15 protein-coding genes are annotated in these 19,078 nt (G+C 74.6%); 9 read left to right on the top strand and 6 right to left on the bottom strand.

Going from position 1 to position 19,078, the window contains the following annotated elements:
• Window positions 1-96 precede the first annotated feature (96 nt).
• The 5 genes from AC1C2W_RS00575 (at window position 97) to AC1C2W_RS00595 (ending at window position 8,642) form a co-directional block, all read left to right on the top strand.
• The gene (locus AC1C2W_RS00575) at window positions 97-1,137 is read left to right on the top strand and encodes a TetR/AcrR family transcriptional regulator (protein WP_495412070.1); all 1,041 of its coding nucleotides are present in this window, start codon (window positions 97-99) and stop codon (window positions 1,135-1,137) included.
• Window positions 1,138-1,404: 267 nt separating this feature from the next.
• Window positions 1,405-4,434: an FAD-binding and (Fe-S)-binding domain-containing protein gene (locus tag AC1C2W_RS00580; RefSeq protein WP_495412071.1), complete on the top strand. Its 3,030-nt coding sequence runs from the start codon at window positions 1,405-1,407 to the stop codon at window positions 4,432-4,434.
• Between the two features lie 482 nt (window positions 4,435-4,916).
• Window positions 4,917-5,789: a P-loop NTPase family protein gene (locus AC1C2W_RS00585; protein WP_495412072.1), complete on the top strand. Its 873-nt coding sequence runs from the start codon at window positions 4,917-4,919 to the stop codon at window positions 5,787-5,789.
• Window positions 5,786-7,960 (top strand): YhgE/Pip domain-containing protein, encoded by a 2,175-nt coding sequence (locus tag AC1C2W_RS00590; protein ID WP_495412073.1) that lies wholly within the window; start codon window positions 5,786-5,788, stop codon window positions 7,958-7,960. The genes AC1C2W_RS00585 and AC1C2W_RS00590 overlap by 4 nt, the downstream gene beginning before the upstream one ends.
• Before the next feature lie 76 nt (window positions 7,961-8,036).
• Complete coding sequence (locus tag AC1C2W_RS00595; protein ID WP_495412074.1) at window positions 8,037-8,642, top strand: nitroreductase family protein; 606 nt, start codon at window positions 8,037-8,039, stop codon at window positions 8,640-8,642.
• A gap of 389 nt (window positions 8,643-9,031) precedes the next feature.
• On the opposite strand, the gene pdxR is transcribed toward AC1C2W_RS00595, so the two are convergent.
• Window positions 9,032-10,483: a MocR-like pyridoxine biosynthesis transcription factor PdxR gene (gene pdxR, locus AC1C2W_RS00600; protein ID WP_495412075.1), complete on the bottom strand. Its 1,452-nt coding sequence runs from the start codon at window positions 10,481-10,483 to the stop codon at window positions 9,032-9,034.
• Between the two features lie 92 nt (window positions 10,484-10,575).
• Here pdxR and AC1C2W_RS00605 point away from each other — a divergent pair, with 92 nt between their 5' ends.
• Window positions 10,576-11,556, top strand: a complete 981-nt coding sequence (locus AC1C2W_RS00605) for an aldo/keto reductase (RefSeq protein ID WP_495412076.1) — start codon at window positions 10,576-10,578, stop codon at window positions 11,554-11,556.
• A gap of 28 nt (window positions 11,557-11,584) precedes the next feature.
• Here the strand turns inward: AC1C2W_RS00605 and AC1C2W_RS00610 are convergent, their stop codons facing one another.
• The 3 genes from AC1C2W_RS00610 to cofD are packed head-to-tail and all read right to left on the bottom strand — an operon-like array spanning window position 11,585 to window position 13,648.
• Window positions 11,585-11,926 (bottom strand): cupin domain-containing protein, encoded by a 342-nt coding sequence (locus AC1C2W_RS00610; RefSeq protein WP_495388294.1) that lies wholly within the window; start codon window positions 11,924-11,926, stop codon window positions 11,585-11,587.
• A 46-nt stretch (window positions 11,927-11,972) separates the two neighbouring features.
• Window positions 11,973-12,695 carry a 2-phospho-L-lactate guanylyltransferase gene (gene cofC / locus AC1C2W_RS00615; protein WP_495412077.1) on the bottom strand — a complete coding sequence of 241 codons (723 nt, stop codon included), beginning with the start codon at window positions 12,693-12,695 and terminating at the stop codon, window positions 11,973-11,975.
• Window positions 12,692-13,648 carry a 2-phospho-L-lactate transferase gene (gene cofD / locus AC1C2W_RS00620; protein ID WP_495412078.1) on the bottom strand — a complete coding sequence of 319 codons (957 nt, stop codon included), beginning with the start codon at window positions 13,646-13,648 and terminating at the stop codon, window positions 12,692-12,694. Before cofD ends, cofC begins: the two co-directional genes overlap by 4 nt.
• Before the next feature lie 168 nt (window positions 13,649-13,816).
• Here cofD and AC1C2W_RS00625 point away from each other — a divergent pair, with 168 nt between their 5' ends.
• On the top strand, window positions 13,817-14,134 hold the full coding sequence (locus AC1C2W_RS00625) for an MTH1187 family thiamine-binding protein (RefSeq protein ID WP_495412079.1): 318 nt from the start codon (window positions 13,817-13,819) through the stop codon (window positions 14,132-14,134).
• A gap of 140 nt (window positions 14,135-14,274) precedes the next feature.
• A complete protein-coding gene (locus AC1C2W_RS00630; protein WP_495412080.1) occupies window positions 14,275-15,918 on the top strand; it encodes a restriction system modified-DNA reader domain-containing protein in 1,644 nt (547 codons plus the stop codon).
• Window positions 15,919-15,937: 19 nt separating this feature from the next.
• On the opposite strand, the gene AC1C2W_RS00635 is transcribed toward AC1C2W_RS00630, so the two are convergent.
• Together AC1C2W_RS00635 and AC1C2W_RS00640 are read right to left on the bottom strand one after the other, a co-directional pair.
• Complete coding sequence (locus tag AC1C2W_RS00635) at window positions 15,938-16,768, bottom strand: ABC transporter permease (protein ID WP_495388289.1); 831 nt, start codon at window positions 16,766-16,768, stop codon at window positions 15,938-15,940.
• Window positions 16,768-17,865, bottom strand: coding sequence for an ATP-binding cassette domain-containing protein (locus AC1C2W_RS00640; RefSeq protein WP_495412081.1), 1,098 nt, complete (start codon window positions 17,863-17,865; stop codon window positions 16,768-16,770). Before AC1C2W_RS00640 ends, AC1C2W_RS00635 begins: the two co-directional genes overlap by 1 nt.
• Before the next feature lie 112 nt (window positions 17,866-17,977).
• Here AC1C2W_RS00640 and AC1C2W_RS00645 point away from each other — a divergent pair, with 112 nt between their 5' ends.
• A complete protein-coding gene (locus AC1C2W_RS00645; protein ID WP_495412082.1) occupies window positions 17,978-18,958 on the top strand; it encodes a helix-turn-helix transcriptional regulator in 981 nt (326 codons plus the stop codon).
• Window positions 18,959-19,078: the final 120 nt, after the last annotated feature.

Genomic DNA, 19,078 nt, shown 5'->3' on the forward strand with positions numbered 1-19,078 from the left:
CCCCGCCGAGGTCTCGACAGGCTCGACCGACCGATGCGTTGTTGCGACAAGCTCGAGCGCCGGGGATGTTCGGGGATGTTCGGGGATGATGAGGGCATGACGGACACGCCGGAGACCGACCAGCCGGAGACCGACCTGCCCGAGCAGGAGCTGCCCGAGCTGCCGCCGCGCCTCGCGCTCGCGTGGGGCGTGGCCGAGCGGCCGGAGCGCGTGCCACGCCGGGAGCTCAGCATCGAGCGCATCGTCGAGGCGGCCGTCGAGATCGCGGACGCCGAAGGGCTGGCCGGCCTCTCGATGGCCCGGGTGGCCAAGAGCCTCGGCTTCACCACGATGTCCCTGTACCGGTACGTCACCAGCAAGGACGACCTGCTGCTGCTGATGCAGGAGTTCGCCATCGACGTCGAGTACCCGCCCGCGCACGAGCCGGCCGACTGGCGGGCCGAGCTGCGCGAGTGGGCGCTGTTCACCCTCGCGGTCTACCGCGGGCACTCCTGGGTGCTCGACATCCCCGTGACCGGCGCCCCGATGACGCCCGCCAACCTGCGCGTCGTCGACGCCGGGCTGCGCGCCCTGCGCTCCACCGGGCTGACGGACGACGAGAAGATCGCGACCATCCTCCTCACCAGCGGGTACGCCCGGAACGCGGCGCTCATCGGCCGCGACCTGGACCGGGCCGTCGCCGACGCCGGGGGCGACGACGACATGCTGGGTTCCGCGTACCGCGACGCCCTGCGCCTCCTGGTCGACGAGATCCGGTTCCCGTACCTGCGGCCGCTGGTGGAGCGCGGCACGTACGTGCCCGCGAGCGGCGGGCTCGACGAGCTCGACGACGTCGCGTGGGGCCTGGAGCGCGTGCTCGACGGCCTCGAGGCGTACGTCGGCGGGCGCGCGTCGGCGCCCGCCGCACCCACGAGGGACGACCCGGACGTCGAGGCCGCCGTCGTCCTCGTGGGCACCTATGCCTCCGACGCGAAGGTCAAGAAGGCCGCGGCCAGGCGCAAGGAGGCGGACAAGCGCGTCCGCGAGGCGCAGAAGCGGGTCCGCGAGCTGGAGAAGGCGGCCCGGGACGCCCACAAGGCCGAGGCGGAGGCGGCGCGCGTCGCGGCGGAGCGGGCCGCGAACCGACACGCTGGTTGAGCCTGTCGACAGGATCGCTGGTTGAGCCTGTCGAAACCCGGTTGGTGGTCTCGACAGGCTCGACCGACGAGATCGCTGGTTGAGCCTGTCGTCGAGATCGCTGGTTGAGCCTGTCGAAACCCGGTTCGTGGTCTCGACACGCTCGACCGGCGGGATTGCTGGTTGAGCCTGTCGAAACCCGGTTCGTGGTCTCGACACGCTCGACCGACGAGGCGGTACGGCGTGGACGCGTCGGCGGTCCGAGTGCACCGATGGCAGAATCGGTGGGTGCCAGCCCAGACCCGGAACTCCCCGACACCGGACCGGGGCGCCGACACCGCGCCCACCCGAGACGAGGCGGAGCAGGCGGCGCAACGGGCGGCCGACGAGGCCCGCGGCGCCGTCGCGTCCGCGCTGCGGACGGTGGTCGCCGGCGAGGTCGACACGTCGTCGCGGCGCCGGGCGGAGTACTCGACGGACGCCTCGAACTACCGCGTGGTGCCCGATGTCGTCGCGTTCCCGCGCAGCACGCGCGACGTCGTGCGCGGCCTGGAGGTGCTCCGCGAGCTCTCGATCCCGGTGACGGCCCGCGGCGCGGGCACGTCGGTGGCGGGCAACGCCGTGGGCACCGGGGTGGTGCTCGACTTCTCCCGGCACCTGGACCAGGTCGTCTCGGTCGACCCGCAGGCGCGCACGGCCGTCGTCGAGCCCGGCACGGTGATGTCGTCGCTGCAGCGCGCGGGCGCCGCGCACGGCCTGCGGTTCGGCCCCGACCCGTCCACGCAGAACCGCGCGACCCTCGGCGGGATGATCGGCAACAACGCGTGCGGCCCGCACGCCGTGGCCTATGGCCGCACGGCCGACAACGTGGTGGAGCTGGACGTCGTCGACGGGCGCGGCCGGCGCTTCACCGCCGGTCGGGGCGACCCGACGTTCGCCGCCGTCCCCGGGCTGGCGGAGCTGGTGCGCGAGAACCTCGCGCTCATCCGCACGCAGTTCGGCCGGTTCGGGCGGCAGGTGTCGGGCTACTCCCTGGAGCACCTGCTGCCGGAGCACGACTCCGACCTGGCCAAGGCGCTGGTGGGCACCGAGGGCACGGTGGTCACCGTGCTCGGCGCGACGCTGCGCATGGTGCCGGTGCCGACGGCGCCCACGCTGGTGGTGCTCGGGTACCCGGACATGCCGTCCGCGGCCGACGACGTGCCGCACCTGCTGGGGCACCACCCGCTGGCGGTCGAGGGGCTCGACGCCCGCCTCGTGGACGTGGTGCGGCGGGCCAAGGGCGACGCCGCGGTGCCGGCGCTCCCTGACGGCGCGGGCTGGCTGATGATCGAGGTGGGCGGCGCGAGCCAGGACGAAGCGGCCGCGCGCGCCGCGGCGGTCGTCACGTCCTCGTCGGCGCTGTCGTCGCTGGTGCTCCCCGCCGGCCCGGACGCCACCAAGATGTGGCAGATCCGCGCCGACGGCGCGGGGCTCGCCGGGCGCACGCCCGCGGGCGAGCAGGCCTGGCCGGGCTGGGAGGACTCCGCCGTCCCGCCCGAGCGGCTCGGCGCGTACCTGCGCGACCTCGAGGACCTCATGAAGCGCTACGGCGTGGACGGCCTGCCGTACGGCCACTTCGGGGACGGTTGCGTGCACCTGCGCATCGACATCCCGCTGGAGACCTCCGGCTCCGTGCTGCGCACCTTCATGACCGACGCGGCCCGGCTCGTGGCCTCCCACGGGGGGTCGTTGTCCGGCGAGCACGGCGACGGCCGGGCGCGCTCGGAGCTGCTGCCCCTGATGTACTCGCCGGAGGCGATCCGGCTCCTGGAGCAGTTCAAGGCGCTCTTCGACCCGGACGACCTGCTGAACCCGGGCGTCGTGGTGCGGCCCGTCGCGATCGACGCCGACCTCCGCCGCCCGGCGGCGCGGGCCGTCCCGACGAGCACCGCGCCGGGGGAGCGCGGGTTCGCGGGCCTGGGTCCCCTGCGCGGGATCTCGAAGAAGACCGGGCACACCGGGTTCTCCTTCTCCCACGACCACCACGACCTCACCACCGCCGTGCACCGCTGCGTCGGGGTGGGCAAGTGCCGCGCGGACGACCACGCCTCGGGCGGGTTCATGTGCCCCAGCTACCAGGCGACCAAGGACGAGAAGGACGTGACGCGCGGGCGCGCCCGCGTGCTGCAGGAGGCCGTGAACGGCACCCTCGTGGGCGGCCTCACGGCGCCCGAGGTGCACGAGTCGCTGGACCTGTGCCTGAGCTGCAAGGCCTGCTCGTCGGACTGCCCGGCCGGCGTAGACATGGCCCAGTACAAGTCCGAGGTGCTGCACCGTACATACAAGGGCCGGCTCCGGCCGGTGGACCACTACGCCCTGGGCTGGCTGCCCCGTTGGGCCCGGCTCGCCGGCGGGATGCCGCGGTTCGTCAACAGCGTGCTGGGCGTGCCGTGGATCGCCAAGGCCGTGCTGTGGGCGGGCGGCATGGACACGCGGCGGCAGGTGCCACAGTTCGCGGAGATCCCGTTCCGCACCTGGTGGAAGCGGGGCTGGGCGTCGCACGGCGTGCCCGGCCTGCGCGCGGGGGAGCGGCCCGGGTACCCGGTCGCGGACCGGCGGCCCAAGGTGGTGCTCTGGGCCGACTCCTTCAACGACGCCCTCTCGCCCTCCGTGCCGCAGGCGGCCGTCACGGTCCTCACCGACGCGGGCTACGACGTCGTCGTTCCGGAGCAGCAGGCGTGCTGCGGCCTGACGTGGATCTCGACGGGCCAGCTCGACGGCGCCCGGCGCCGCCTGTCGCAGCTGCTGTCCGTGCTCGGCCCGTACGCGGTGAACGGCATCCCGATCCTCGGGCTCGAACCGTCGTGCACCGCGGTGCTGCGTTCCGACCTGCTGGACCTGTTCCCCGACGACCCCCGCGCCCAGGCCGTCGCCGACGCGACCCGCACACTGGCGGAGCTGCTCACCTCGCCGGACACCGCCCCGGGCGCGCGCTGGCAGGTGCCCGACCTCTCGGACGTGACCGCCGTCGTGCAGCCGCACTGCCACCAGCACTCCGTGATGGGCTTCTCGGCGGACGAGGCCCTGCTGCGCGCCGCCGGCGCCGAGATCAAGGTGCTGGCCGGCTGCTGCGGCCTGGCCGGCAACTTCGGCATGCAGAAGGGGCACTACGACGTGTCCGTGGCGGTGGCGGAGAACGCGCTGCTGCCCGCGCTGCGCGAGCGCGCCGAGGGCACGGAGTACATCGCCGACGGCTTCTCGTGCCGCACGCAGGCCCTGCAGCTCGAGGGCGTCGAGGGCAAGGCGCTCGTGGAGGTCATCGCCGCGCGTCTCTGACCGCCCCCGCCCTGTTCGGTCGGTGAGGGCGAGGACGCCGGACCGGCGGGCTACCCATCCCCGCGCGAGCAGCTGCAGCGGGCCGCTGGGCGTGAAGCCGATCGCCGGCGGTCGTCGTCATGCGTGCGACGAGGGCCGAACGCACTCGGTCCAGCGCGTCCTCCGTGACGTCGTCGCTGGCGAGCGGGCCGCGCCAGATGTCCTCCCAGACTCGCCGGTGCGTCGTGACGGAGCCGACGAAAAGTCCCACGGCGTGCGCGGGGCGGTCGGCGAGGGGACGATCGTCGGGTGCCAGCAAGGTTTCTTCCAGCTCGGCGACCGCCTGCAGCGCGACCGCCCGCCGCAGCTGAACGGTCGAGCCGAAGTAGTGGAAGACCAGCGCCTTCGAGGCGCCGGCACGGGGCACCCACACTCAATACCAGTCGTCGAGTTGTTGATCGCACGTCGACAGGCGCCGCGTGCGGCGGGGACGGGGAGCAGCAGTGCAGATCACGCTCAGCGGGGTACGGGTCGACGGGCGTCGGGAACCGATGCTGGAGGCCACCGACCTCGCCTGGTCGTCGGGGGCGTGCCTGCTGGTGGCCGGCGAGCCGGGCCACGGGCACACGGCGCTCGCCCTCGTCGCGACCGGGCGCTTCGTCCCCTCCGCGGGTACGGTCCGCCTCGACGGCGCGGAGGTCGCACCCGGGGTGCTGCGCGCCTGCACCGCCGTCGTGGACGTGTCGGGCATCAATGAGCCGGACGACGCGCTGACGCTGTCCGACGTCGTCGCCGAGGGCCTCGCGCTCGCGGGGTGCGGCTCGCTCCCGGGCGACGTCACGCGCTGGCTCGACGAGCACAACCTCACGGGCGACCGCGGGCTGCGGGTGGACCAGCTGCCCGGCGTCGTGCGTACCGCCGTGCTGGCGGCGCTCGCCACGGAGAACCCCGACGTGCGGTTCGTCGTGCTCACGCTGCCGGACCGGCACGGCGGCGAGCCGTCGGGCTGGTGGGCGACGGCGCGCACGCTGGCGGCGGCGGGGCTCGGCGTGCTGGTGCAGTGCACGCGGTCGTCGGCGCGCGAGCTCGGCGCCCACCTGCCGCCCGCCCGCGGGCAGAGCATTCACGAGCCCCCGCAGGTGGTGCTGCGCGTCGCGCCGCCCGTCGCTGAGCACCCCGTCGCCGAGCCCCCCGTCGCCGAGCCCCCCGTCGCTGAGCACCCCGTCGCCGAGCCGCCGCAGGACGGCGCGCCGGACGACACACAGCCGCTCCCATCCGTCGTCGAGCCCGAGCCCACGATCGGGCACCACCACACCGACGCGGACGGCACGACCGACGAGACGTCGCTCGAGACGACCAAGGAGGAGGACAGGTGACCGCCATCCGGCTCGCCCTCTCGGAGCTCAAGCGACTCGCCGCAGGGCGCTTGCCCCGGCTCGCCATCCTCGCGATGGCACTGATCCCCACGCTGTATTCGGGGCTGTACCTGTTCGCCAACCACAATCCGTACGGGGCGCTCGAGAACGTGCCGGCGGCGGTCGTCGTGCAGGACGAGGGCACCACGGTCACCGACGCCGAGACGGGGAAGAAGACGGAGCGGGACTTCGGCCGCGACGTCGCCGACCAGCTCCTGAAGGACGGCGGCTTCGGCTGGGTGGAGACGTCGCAGGCGGATGCCGAGGCCGGGGTGCGGTCCGGCCGCTACGACGCCGCCCTCGTCATCGGGCCCCACTTCTCGGCCGACCTCGCCTCCTCGGGCGAGTTCAAACCGAAGAAGGCGAGCCTCACGCTCATCACCAACGCCGCGAACAACTACCTGGCGGGCACCATCGCCGACCAGATCGTCGGGAGGGTGCGCGACGCGATCGCGTCCGAGGTCGGAACCACGGCAGCCGACACGTTCCTGCGCGGCTTCGCGTCCATCCACACCAACCTTTCCGACGCGGTGGACGGCGCGAGGCGCCTCCTGGGCGGCGCCACTGAGCTCGACTCGGGCCTCGCGGAGGGGGAGAAGGGCGCGCACACCCTCGCCGACGGCGCCGCGGAGGTCGCCGACGGCACCACGACGCTCAACGACAAGGTCGGCACGCTCACCAGCGCCGTGGGGCAGCTCGACGACGGCGCGAAGGAGCTCGCGTCCGGGCTGGGGGAGCTGCGCTCGAAGACCGCGGACCTGCCCGCGCAGACGGAGAAGCTCGCCGACGGCGCCGATCAGGTGGCGGACGGCAACGCGGAGGTGGCGCAGTACGGCCAGGACGCAGCCGCCGCCGCCCAGCAGGTGCTGCCCACCCTCGACGGGGCGCGGTCCGATGCGGCCGAGGCCTTCGACCAGGGGCGGGCGGACCTCGGCCAGCAGCTCGCCGACCTCTGCGCGCAGGCCGAGGGCACGGATCTCGAGGCGCAGTGCGGACAGCTACGAGCCGACGTCCTCGACCGGCTGGACACCATGCGTGACGACGTCGCCACGGCGCTCGACGCCCAGCGCACGGACGTGCAGGGCGCCGTGAAGACAGTGGAGGGCGCGTCGGAGAAGCTGGACGAGCTCGCCGACGGGTCCCGGCAGGTGGCGACCGGCGCGTCCACGCTCGCCGATGCGACTCCGGAGCTGACGTCGGGCATCGCGTCGGCCGCGTCCGGCGCGGACCGGCTGGCGGGCGGCACGGGGGAGCTCGAGAACGCGACCCCCACCCTCGTCGACGGGGTGCACCGCCTGGCCGACGGCGCCGAGGAGGTCTCTGGCGGTGCCGCCAAGCTCGCGACCGGCACGACCAAGCTCGCGGACGGCGCCGGGGAGCTCAAGAGCGGCACCAAGGAGCTGTACGACGGGCTGGCCGAGGGGCTCGGCAAGATCCCCGACGTCGACGCCAAGACGCGCGAGGACACGGCGGACACCATCGGCAACCCGGTCGAGGTGCGCAACGAGGCCCTGTCCCAGGCCAGCACCTACGGGGCCGGCCTGGCCCCGTTCTTCCTGTCCCTGGCCACGTGGATCGGGGCGTACGTGCTGTTCCTGCTGGTGCGGCCGCTGTCCACGCGGGCGCTCGCCGCGGGCCGGTCGGCGCTCGCCACCGCGCTGGGCGGCTGGGCGACCCCGGCGGCCATCGGCGTCGTGCAGGTGGCCGCGATGTTCGCGGTGACCAAGTTCGCGCTCGACATCCAGCCGGTGTACGGGCTGTCGACGGTCCTGTTCATGGTGCTCGTCTCGGCCACGTTCATCGCGATCATGCAGGCGCTGAACGTCTGGCTCGGCGCGGCGGGGCAGTTCCTGGGGCTGGTGCTCATGCTGGTGCAGCTGGTCACCGCCGGCGGCACGTTCCCGTGGCAGACCATCCCGCAGCCGCTCAAGGCGATGCACCAGTTCCTGCCCATGACGTACGCCGTCGAGGGGCTGCGCCAGCTGCTGTACGGCGGCGACCTCACCACCGTCGTGCGGGACATCAGCGTGCTGGTCGGCGTGTTCGTCGTCGCGCTGGCGCTCACGACGCTCGCCGCCCGCCGCCAACGGGTCTGGACGATCACCAAGCTGCAGCCCGAGCTCGTCCTCTGACCGGAACGACGGCTGAGCTTGTCGAAACCACCTCGCTGGTCTCGACGGGCTCGACCGGCGGTAGAGGATGGGGGGCGTGGACTTCCAGGACGTGGTGCGACGCCGGCGGATGGTGCGGCGGTTCACGGACGAGCCGGTGGCGCCCGCCGCGGTGGACCGGCTGGTGCGCAACGCCGTGCGTGCGCCCAGCGCGGGGTTCTCGCAGGGCTGGTCGTTCCTCGTGCTGACGGAGCCGGCGGACCGGGAGCGCTTCTGGACGGCGGCCACCCCCGCAGCGTCCGAGCGCGACATGTCCGCGTGGCTCACGGGTATGCGCACCGCGCCGGTGCTCGTCGTCGCGCTGTGCTCGAAGGCCGCCTACCTCGGCCGGTACGCCGAGGCCGACAAGGGCTGGACGGACCGCGACGAGGCGCGCTGGCCTGTGCCGTACTGGCACGTCGACGCCGGGATGGCGTCGCTGATCATGCTGCAGACGGCCGTCGACGAGGGTCTCGGCGCGTGCTTCTTCGGCATCGGCGCGGATGAGGTGCCGGCGTTCCGCGAGGTGTTCGGCATCCCGGACGAGTGGGTCCAGACCGGCGTCGTCGCGGTGGGTCACCCGGCGGACGGCGGTGCGAAGGGATCGCCGACGCGACGCCGCCGCAAGCCGCTGGACGAGGTCGTGCACCGCGGGCGTTGGTGAGGCGTCTGCCCGAGCGGGACGACGCGCTGAGCGGGCCGGGTGTCCTCAGGCGCTGCCGAGGTGGCCGAGTGCAATCACAGTGACACCGTCGGGGCCGCGAATAGCTGGTGGTCCCGGCCGTCAGGACGTTGAGCGACGTGAGCTGTCCGGCCCGCTTCTCGGAGACCTTGGTAGCAAGGGCGGACAAATGAGCCGCTGCGCTGTCGATGTTTGCCGTGCCCCCGAGCTCGACTTCGTCGCGGTAGTGGTAGACCGTTCCCCCGAGCTTCTGTGCATGGATGCGAAGGTCGCGGACACACAGCGATTCGAACAGCAGGCCGAGCGTCTTGAGGTCATCGAGGAGCGTGCGCGCATTTGCTCCGAGTGTCGCGGCCAGGGTCGGTCGCGGCTCAGCTCGCGGCAGCGCGGACGGCCGCGGCGAGCTGGGCGACAGCCGAACCGACCCTCGCGTCGGCGAGGTTGCCGTACCCGACGACGAGCGCCTCGGTCGGCAGGGCGGGGCCCGGCGCCGCGCTGACGCGGTACCTGCGCAGGTCGGCCACCGTGACGCCGCGGTCGGCGGCGGCCCGCACCACCGCGGCGGCGGGGACGCCGTCGGGCAGGCCGAGGACCACCTGCAGCCCGGCGGCGAGCCCGGTCACCGGCAGCCCGGGCAGGGCGGCGCCGAGCGCTTCGAGCAGCGCCGCCCGCCGCGCCCGGAAGCGTCCGCGCGCCGCGCGCAGATGGCGTTCGTAGGCGCCGTCGGTGAGGAAGCGGCCGAGCGCGAGCTGGTCGATGGTCGACGGGCCGTGCCCGCCCGCGTGCGCGCCGAGCCGGTCGCGCCACTGCGGCGGCAGCAGCAGCCAGCCGAGGCCGAACGCCGGCGAGACCGTCTTGCTGAGCGACCCGAGCAGGGCGACGCCACCCGGGTCGTGACCCTGGAGCGCGGCGACCGGCCGCCGGTCGTAGCGGAACTCGGCGTCGTAGTCGTCCTCGATCACCAGGCCGTCGGCCTCCCGCGCCCACGACACGAGCGCGTCGCGCCGCTCGGGGGCCAGCGCCGCGCCGGTCGGGAACTGGTGGGCCGGCGTGACGAGGGCTGCGCGGGCGCCGGTGCGCCCGGCCGCCGCGACGAGGGCGTCGACGACGACCCCGCGCTCGTCGACGGGAACGGGCACGGGGACCAGGCCGCCGTCGCGGGCCACGTCGCGCAGCCGCCCCCAGCTCGGGTTTTCGACCAGCAGGGTGCGGTGCCCGGCGGACCGCAGCGCGCGGGCGAGGCGGGTCATGCCGTCGGCGGCGCCGTGCGTCACCACGACGTCGTCGCTGCTCGCGCAGGTGGAGCGGGCCCGCGCCAGGTAGTCGACGACGGCGGCGCGGGCCGCCGGGTGGCCGGCGGGGTCGGGGGCGCCGAGGTCGGCGTCGGGGGCGTCGGCGAGCGCGTCGCGCAGCGCCCGCAGCCAGGCGGCGCGGGGCACGTGCCGTAGGTCGGGTACGCCGGGGGCGAGGTCGAGGTGCGCGCGCCCGGGCGGGTCCGCCGCCCCCGGCGCCGGCGACACGGGGCGCTTCGGGACGGCGTGCGCCGCGGCTCCGGCGGCAATCCGGGTGCCGGAGCCCACGCGCGCCTCACAGAATCCCTCGGCGACGAGCTGCCCGTAGACCTCGGTCACCACCCACCGCGACACGCCCAGCGACTCCGCGAGGGCGCGGCTCGGCGGCAGCGCGGCGCCGCCGGGGACGCGGCCGCCGCGCACGGCGTCGCGCACGGCCCGCTCGAGGCGCGCCACCAACGGGGCGTCGTCGTCCCCGAGGTCGAGCACGGTGTCCCACGCCAGGCGCAGATTGGTCTGGGCCGATGCCATGGGATTGGACGGTACACCCGGACCGATCGGCTCGTAGCGTCGTGGATGTCAGCCGGCGGGACCTCCGCCGGCACCTACGGACAGGAGCACCCATGCGTGACCGCACCATCGGCGACGGAACCACCTCCTTCGAGGTCAGCACCCTGTGCCTCGGCACCATGTGGTTCGGCACCCGGACCGACGAGACGACGTCCCGCGCGATTCTCGACCGGTTCGTCGAGGCCGGCGGCACGTTCCTCGACACGGCCAACAACTACAGCTCGTGGATCGGGGGCACCGGCCGGGACAGCGAGGACGTCCTCGGCCGCTGGCTCGCGGACCGGGGGAACCGCGACGAGCTGCGCATCGCCACCAAGGTGGGCGCGGCCAAGAAGGACCCGAACCAGCCGTTGTCGAACACCCCGCCCACGAACTACCAGGGGCTCGCGGCCGAGACCATCGCCTGGGAGGCGCGCGAGAGCATGCGCCACCTGGGCGTCGACCACCTCGACGCCTACTACGGCCACGTGGACGACTACGACACCCCGCTGGACGAGACCGTCGGGGCGTTCGGCAAGCTGCAGGCCGAGGGGCTGGTCGGCATCGCCGGCATCTCCAACGTCGCGCTGCACCGCGTGGTCGAGGCCCGCGAGGAGGCCCGCCGCCAGGGCGTCGCGCCGTACGGCCTGGTGCAGCAGCAGCTCACCTACCCGTACCCGCGGCCCGACGTCGGCCGGCACAACTGGGCGTCCTACGAGCTGCTCGACTACGCCCGCGCGTCGTCCGACGCGGGCAGCCCGCTCGCCGTCGTCGCCTACTCGCCGCTCATGCAGGGCGCGCTGGTGCGCGACGACAAGCCCCTGTGGGACGGCTTCGACCACCCGACCACGCACGAGCGGCTGCGCGTGCTGCGCGAGGTCGCCGAGGAGATCGGCGCCACCCCGAACCAGGTGGTGCTCGCCTGGCTCCTGGGCGGCGACGTGCCCGTGGTGCCGATCGTCGGCGCGAGCACCGTCGCGCAGCTCGACGAGCTGCTCGGCGCGGCCGAGCTCGACCTCGACGACGAGCTGCGCGTGCGCCTCGACGCGGTGTGACGGGCTGCTCCGGCCACTATTCCGGCTGCTACTCCAACCACTCCGTCGAGAAGCGGTCGCTGGCGTGGACGTGCACGGCCTCATAGACCTCCGGCCCGATGACGGTGAACTTGTGCGGGGTCTGGGGTGGCGCCACGAGGATCTGGCCACCGACGGCGACCACCTCGTCGTCGCCTACCCGGAACAGGGCACGCCCGGAGCGGATCACGAACGTCTCCGTGTACGGGTGCAGGTGCAGACGGGGGCCGGCGCCGTCGCGGTCGGTGCGCGAGAAGATCACCGACACGGCCGAGCCGTGCAGGTAGCCCTCGAAGTTCCTGCTCGGCAGGCCCGATTGCTCGATCAGCTCGATGCTCGGCTCTGTGCTCATGCGCTGTGGACCGGGCCTCGGTGCGGAACTGAGCGGCCCGCGGAGCTCAGGGCAGGGGGTGCTCGACGTCGACGCGAAGGCGGTCACGGACGGCGTCGGGCAGCTCGCCCCAGTCGTCCAGGGTGTCGAGGTCGACGGCGGTACCCGGGCGCCGCGCGACGACGGGGCGCAGGCCGACGCGCTCGGCCTCGGCGACGTGCGCCGTCCGCGACCCCTCGCCGAAGCGGAACCGGAAGGCGGCGTCCCCGGGCAGGCGAGCGGGCAGCGCGAGCAGGTTCGTGCCCGCGAGGTGCCGGTCGGTGGCCACGACGACCGCGGCGTCGTCGGCGAGCAGCGCCGCGACGTCGTCGGTCGTGAGCAGCGGCAGGTCGGCGTGGGCCACGAGCAGCCGCACCGCCCCGAGCGCGAGGGCCCGCTCGCGCCCGACGTCCAGCGCCGCGTTGAGCCCCGGCCGCTCGGGCGGCTGGGCGACCACCTCGAGCCGCGCGCCGGACGATGCGGCAGTTGGGGGACGGTGCGGCAGTTCGAACTGCCGCACCGTCCCCCAACTGCCGCGCCGTGCCACGGGCGCGAGCGTCTCGGTCGTGAACGGCACGTCGCCGGTGACGACGAGCACGTGGTCGACGCCGTCCGAGGACAGCAGGACGCCGACCACGTGCCGGGCGAGGGCCGCGACCAGCCGGCGCCGGGCCGCCGGGTCCAGGGCGGTCGCCAGCCGCGACTTCCCCGAGAAACCGTCCCGCAGCGGGACGACGGCGACGACCGTCACGCGGCCGGTCCGACGGCGGACAGCAGCTCGCGCGCGAGCCGCTCGCGCCCCGCCGGGCCGCCCATGACGGTGTCGGTGACGAGCACCTCGAACCCGAGCTCGGCGATCGGCGCGGCCAGGGCGGCGTCGGCGTCGTCCACGACCATCACGTCCACGAGGCCCGTGTACAGGCGGGCGACGCCGAGCGCGGAGACCTCGTGCCCGAGCGTCTCCAGGATCTGCGCGGCCGGACCCTTGATCGCCTGTCCGCCGACGATGGGGCTCACGGCCACGCGCCGCGCCGTCGACGCACGCACGGCGTCGCGCACCCCGGGCACGGCCAGCACGGGCTCGACGGACAGGAACGGGTTGGACGGCGCGACGACGAGCATCCCGGCGCCGGCGATCGCGTCGAGCACCCCCGGTGCGGGGCGGGAGGCGGCGGCACCGTCGAAGGCGAGCCCGAGCACGGCGTCCGCGTGCCGGCGGCGCACGAAGTACTCCTGGAACGCGACCCGGCCCTTCGGGGTGTCGACGAGGGTGCGCAGCCGGTCGTCGGTGACGGGCAGCACCCGGGCGGACACGCCCAGGGCCGCGGTCAGCCGCGCGGTCACCGCGCTGAGCGGCTCGCCGTCCCGCAGTGCCGCCGTGCGCACGACGTGCGTGGCCAGGTCCTTGTCGCCCAGCGCGAACCACGTGTCCTCGCCGAGGCGCGCGAGCTGCTCGAGCGTCGCGTACGACTCGCCCTGCAGCCCCCAGCCGCGCTCCTCGTCGTTCAGGCCCGCGAGGGTGTACATGACGGTGTCGAGGTCGGGGGAGACCTGCAGCCCGTGGCGTTCGGTGTCGTCGCCGACGTTCACCACGACGGACAGCCCGCCGTCGGGCAACCCGCCGTCGGGCAGGGCGAGGGCGAAGCCGTGGGCGAGGCGGGCGCCGCCGACCCCGCCGGCGAGAAGAGTGACGCGTGTGCTCACCCGACGAGCCTAAGGTCCCGCGACGCCTCTTCCGCAGGTTGAGCCTGTCGAAACCTGGTCCTCGGCTGGTTGAGCCTGTCGAAACCCGGTCTTCCGCTGGTTGAGCCTGTCGAAACCTGGTCCTCGACAGGCTCAACCGACGACATGGGATGTGTGCAGGATGGGGCCATGGCTGTCTTTGCTTTCTCCGTCGCCCCGCTCGGCGCGGGCGAGTCCGTGGCGGACTCCGTCGCCGCCGCCGTCCGCATCGTCCGCGAGTCGGGGCTCCCGACGCGCACCACCGCGATGTTCACCGAGATCGAGGGGGACTGGGACGAGGTGATGCCGGTGATCCAGCGCGCCACGGAGGCCGTGGGCGCGGGCGGGCACCGCGTCTCGCTCGTGCTCAAGGCCGACATCCGCCCCGGCTACACCGGGCAGCTGGACGCCAAGATCGCGCGGGTGGAGGAGCGGCTCGCGGACGGCGGCGGCGCGGGCCACGCGTAGCCCCGGAACATCTCGCCGGTGCGGCGGCGCACCGCGACGAGGCCGGGAGCCGCCTGTGTTGCAGGCCACGTCGGGAGGGGCCTTAGGCTGGGCCCGGGATCCGGCCACCCGGGCCGCGATCCGAGCCAGGAGTGGTGTGCATGCCCCTGTTCGAGGTCGACGCGCAGCGGCCCCTCCTCGTCCAGCCCGGCCAGTCGCCGGCGGCACCTCAACCGGGCGTCGGTACCACCGCCCACCGGGTGGTGGACAGCCACATCGACGGCCTGCTCGGCGAGCAGATCTTCCCCGTCGCCCCGGGCGCCGGCCCCGACGAGCCGCACCTCCTGGCCCTCGACGCCACCGGCTCGCCCGTGGTCGTGGAGCTCGTGGCCGACCTCGACCGGGCCGCGCTCACCCGCGCCCTGGACCACGCCGGCGCGGCCGGGCGCCTGACGCGCGGCGCGCTCTCCGAGCGATACCACGGCGGCCCGTCGGCGTTCCACCGCGACGTCGCGGCGTTCTACGACAGCGTGCCCATCACCCGCTCCCAGCCCGGGCGCAGCAGCGCGCGGCTCATCATCATCTGCCAGGAGGCGAGCGAGGAGATCCTCAACGCCGTGGACTTCCTGCGCCAGCCCACCATGCCCGTCGAGGTGCTGAAGATGGGCGTGGTGCACAGCGCCGACGGGCGCCGGTTCGTGGACGTCTCGCCCCTCGTGATCCACCCGGCGTCGTCGCCCACGGCCCCGCGGCTGTCCGCGCCCGAGGGCGGCCAGGCGCCCGCCGTCGCGGGGGCGACGACGGACGCGGCCGCGCGGCGCGCGGCGGAGCAGGCGGCCGGCCTCGAGCCGGAGATCTTCGCGGAGGGTGTCGCCGTCGGGCTGGCGCTCACGGGCAAGATGCCGGCCGGGACGCAGACCCGGTCGCGACGCCGTGCGGCCCGCCCGCGGTCGCCGGAGTCCGCGCCGTCCGCCGACGCGGGCCTCGCGACGGGAGGCTTTCCCGAGCCGGTCCGCGGTGTGGGCCCCGTCCCCCCGCCGCCCGTGCCGGCCCCCGAGCCCACCGTGCCTCCTGCGCCCCCCGCGGCGCCCAGCCGGTACTCCGGCCTCGACCCCGACCTCGAGGACACACGGGAGACCAGGCCGCGCCCGCTGTCGGAGCATCGGCCCGGTGCGGCGGCGCCCACGGTGCGGCGGCGCTCGCGGGCCGACCGGTTCGCCGGGCAGTCGTTCGAGGACGCCGAGTCGTACGCCCCTGCGGGCCACCGGCCGGGCCTGGGCGAGGCGTTCGGCGAGGCCGCGACCCCGGCCTTCGACCTGCCGGTCCCCGAGCCCCGGTGGTCGGGCGTCGAGGACGACCTGCCGCGCCTGCAGGTGCCGCCGCTCGAGCCGCCCCGGCTGAGCACGCCGCCGCCCGTCCCGCTGGACGACGGCCGATGGTCGAGCGTCCCGCCGCCGCCGAACCTGCAGGGCGGCTACGACCCGCTGACGTCGCCCGTGCCGCCGGAGCCCTGGGCGCCGACGGTCACCGTGGACTACGAGGTGGACCCCGACCTGGTCGCGCTCGCGAGCACCCTCGGCCACCCGACGGTGATCGTGTGGTCCCGGCCGCGCCGCCGCCAGCACTTCGAGGCGGTGCTGCACCCGGACGGCACCATCGAGCTGACCGACGGCGGGCGGTACCGGCACCCGGACCACGCGGCGTCGGCGGCCTCCGGGTCGCCCACGGCCGACGGCTGGAGCGTGTGGCGCCTCGGTCACGACGGCCCGACGCTCATGGACGCCTTCCGGCACCGCTTCGCCTGACCGGCCTCGGCGCGGGCGATCAGCCGCCGGAGCGGTCCATCGCCCGCACTCCGACCGCCAGCCCGGCCGCGGCGGTGAGCGCCGCGGCGAGCCAGCCCCACGCGACGGACGACGACGCGAGGTCGCCCGCGAAGAGGTCGCGCGCGGAGTCGACGACGTACCGCAGCGGGTCCGCGTACGAGACCGTCCGCATCCATGCCGGTCCGCCGTCCAGCGGCAGCAGCATCCCCGACAGCAGCATGAGCGGGAAGATCACCGTCTGCTGCACGATCCAGAACATCCACTCCTGCTTCCGCACGGCCAGGGCGAGCGCGTAGGAGAACCCGCCGATCCCCACGCCGAGCACGGCGAGCTGCCCGAGGGTGAGCACCACGCCCAGCGGGTCGGGGCGCAGCCCGAAGGGCAGCATCACGACGACTACCAGCAGCGCCTGCACGACGACCGGTACGACCTCCTTGAGCGCACGACCCACGAGCATCGCGGGGCGCGACATGGGCGTCACCAGCAGCCGCTCGTGCGAGCCCGACGCGAGCTCCATCTGCAGGTTGGAGCCGGTCACGGTGCACCCGAACAGGGTGGTCATCACGAGGATGGACGGGACGAACCACAGCCAGACGTCGCCGCCCAGCGCCTCCGTGCCGCCGAGCGAGCCCACCAGCAGCGGCCCGAACAGCGCGAGGAAGAACAGCGGCTGGACCAGCCCGAAGATCATCGAGAACGGGTCACGCACGAGCGGGCGCAGCTCGCGCGTGAGCACCAGGCCGGTGTCGCGCCAGAACCGGCCGGCGGGGGACGGCGTCGTGGCGGACGTCGTCGCGGGCGGGGCGGTCAGGGTGGTCGCGTGGCTCATCAGGCCACCTCCTTGCGGTCGTCGGTGGTGCGGTCGTCGGTGGCGCGGTCGTCGGTGGTGCGGTCGTCGGTCGGGAGGGCGTCGGTGGTGACGTCGTCCGTACCGGGGGCGAACGCGGTCTCGCGCAGGCTGCGGCCGGTGAGGGCGAGGAAGACGTCGTCGAGGGTCGGGCGGGCCACGTGGACGCCGAGGACCTCGGCGCCGGCGGTGTCGGCGGCCCGCAGCAGCCCCGGCACGGCGCGGGTGCCGTCGGCGGAGCGCACGGACACCGTGCCCACCGCGGCGCCGTCCTGCGTCACTGCGACCGCGCGCGTCGCCGGGTCGTGCTCCGCGATCCGCGCGAGGGCGGGCAGGTGCTCGGTCGCGGCCTCCAGCATCACGTGGTCGCCGGCGAGATCGGCCTTGAGCGCGTCGGCCGTGTCGTCGGCGATGACCTGACCGTGGTCGACCACGACGACGCGCTCGGCCATGGTGTCGGCCTCGTCGAGGTAGTGGGTCGTGAGCACGATCGTCATCGGCGGGCCGGAGCCCTCCGCGGCGCGGGCGCGCATCCGCAGCACGTGCTCCCACAGGTTGGCCCGGTTGTGCGGGTCCAGGCCGGTGGACGGCTCGTCGAGGAACAGCAGCGGCGGGGCCTGCACCAGCCCGAGCCCGACGTCGAGCCGGCGGCGCTGGCCGCCGGACAGGCTGTCCACCTTGCGCCGCGCGAGCGGGGCGAGGTCGAGCGCCTCGAGCAGCTCGTCGGCACGGCGTCCGGCGGCGCGCCGGTCCATCCCGTGCACGCGGCCCTGCACGACGAGCTCGTCGCGCGCCTGCTGCACGGATGCGGCGCCGTTGCCCTGGCCGACGTAGCCGATCGAGGCCCGCACGCGGTGCGGCTCGGTCGCGACGTCGTGACCGGCCACCTGGGCCGTGCCGGACGTCGGGGTGAGCAGCGTCGTGAGCATGCGCATCGTCGTGGTCTTGCCGGCGCCGTTGGGGCCGAGCACGGCGACGAGCTCGCCGGGCTCGACGTCGAGGTCGATGCCGCGCACGGCGTGCACGGTCTCGTGACGGCTCACGGGGAAGTCCTTCGTGAGCCCGCGGGTGCGGATCATGGATCTACCTCCTGGAAGTTCGAGGGGCTGGTCGGTTTGGAGAACGGTTCGAGGACCACGATGCCAAGGGTTGCGGTCAGCTTCTGTCCTCTACCCGTGCCAGCCTGGGGACATGATCGAGACCTCGGGGCGGCTGCTCTCCCTGCTTTCGCTGCTGCAGGCGCGTCGGGACTGGCCGGGGCACCTGCTCGCCGACCGGCTCAAGGTCAGCCCGCGGACGGTGCGCCGCGACGTCGACCGGCTGCGCGAGCTCGGGTATCCCGTGCGGGCCACGCGTGGCCCGGACGGCGGCTACCGGCTCGTCGCGGGCGCGGAGCTGCCGCCGCTGCTGCTCGACGACGAGCAGGCGGTAGCCGTCGCCGTCGCGCTGCAGACGTCCACGACGGCCGGGACGCAGGACGCCGCGCTGCGGGCGCTGGCCACCGTGCGGCAGGTGATGCCCGCGCGCCTGCGCGCGCGCATCGACGCCCTGGAGATCACGGCCGCGCGCGACCCGGAGGCGCCGTCGCGGCCCGAGGTCGACCACGACACCCTGCTCGCGCTCGGCACCGCGATCCGCGCCCGCGAGGTCGTCCGGTTCGACTATGAGCGGGGCTCCTCGCCGGTGATCGGCACCGGGCCGGATGCGTTCCGGCCGCCGCGCCGCGTGGAGCCGCACCATCTCGTCACGGTGGAGGGCCGTTGGTACCTGGTGGCATTCGACCTCGACCGCGACGACTGGCGCCGGTTCCGCATCGACCGCCTCACCCTGCGCACCGGCAGCGGCCCGCGCTTCGTCGCGCGCACGGTGCCCGGCGGCGACGTCGCGCGCTACGTGCTGGACGGCTTCGGCGCGGGCGGGGCGGCCGCGGCGCGCGGTGAGGCGGTGCTGCACACGCCGGCGGAGCGGGTCGCGCCGTGGGTCGGGCGGTGGGGCGTCGTCGAGGCGCTCGAGGATGCCGGCGGCGAGCCTCGGTGCCGCGTGGTCCTCGCGTCGTGGTCGTGGGTCGGGATCGCCGCGCACCTGGCGATGTTCGACGTGCCCTTCGACGTCGTCGGGCCGCCCGAGCTGCGCGCCGCGATGGTCACCCTCGCGTCCCGCTTCGCCGGTTGAGTCTGAAGGCCCCGCTGGTTGAGCCTGACGGCCCCGCTGGTTGAGCTTGTCGAAACCAAGGCCGTCGGGGGTTTCGACAGGCTCAACCGGCGAGGTTCGTCGGGGGTTTCGACAGGCTCA

The sequence above is a fragment of the Isoptericola sp. Y581 genome (genome assembly GCF_059445475.1).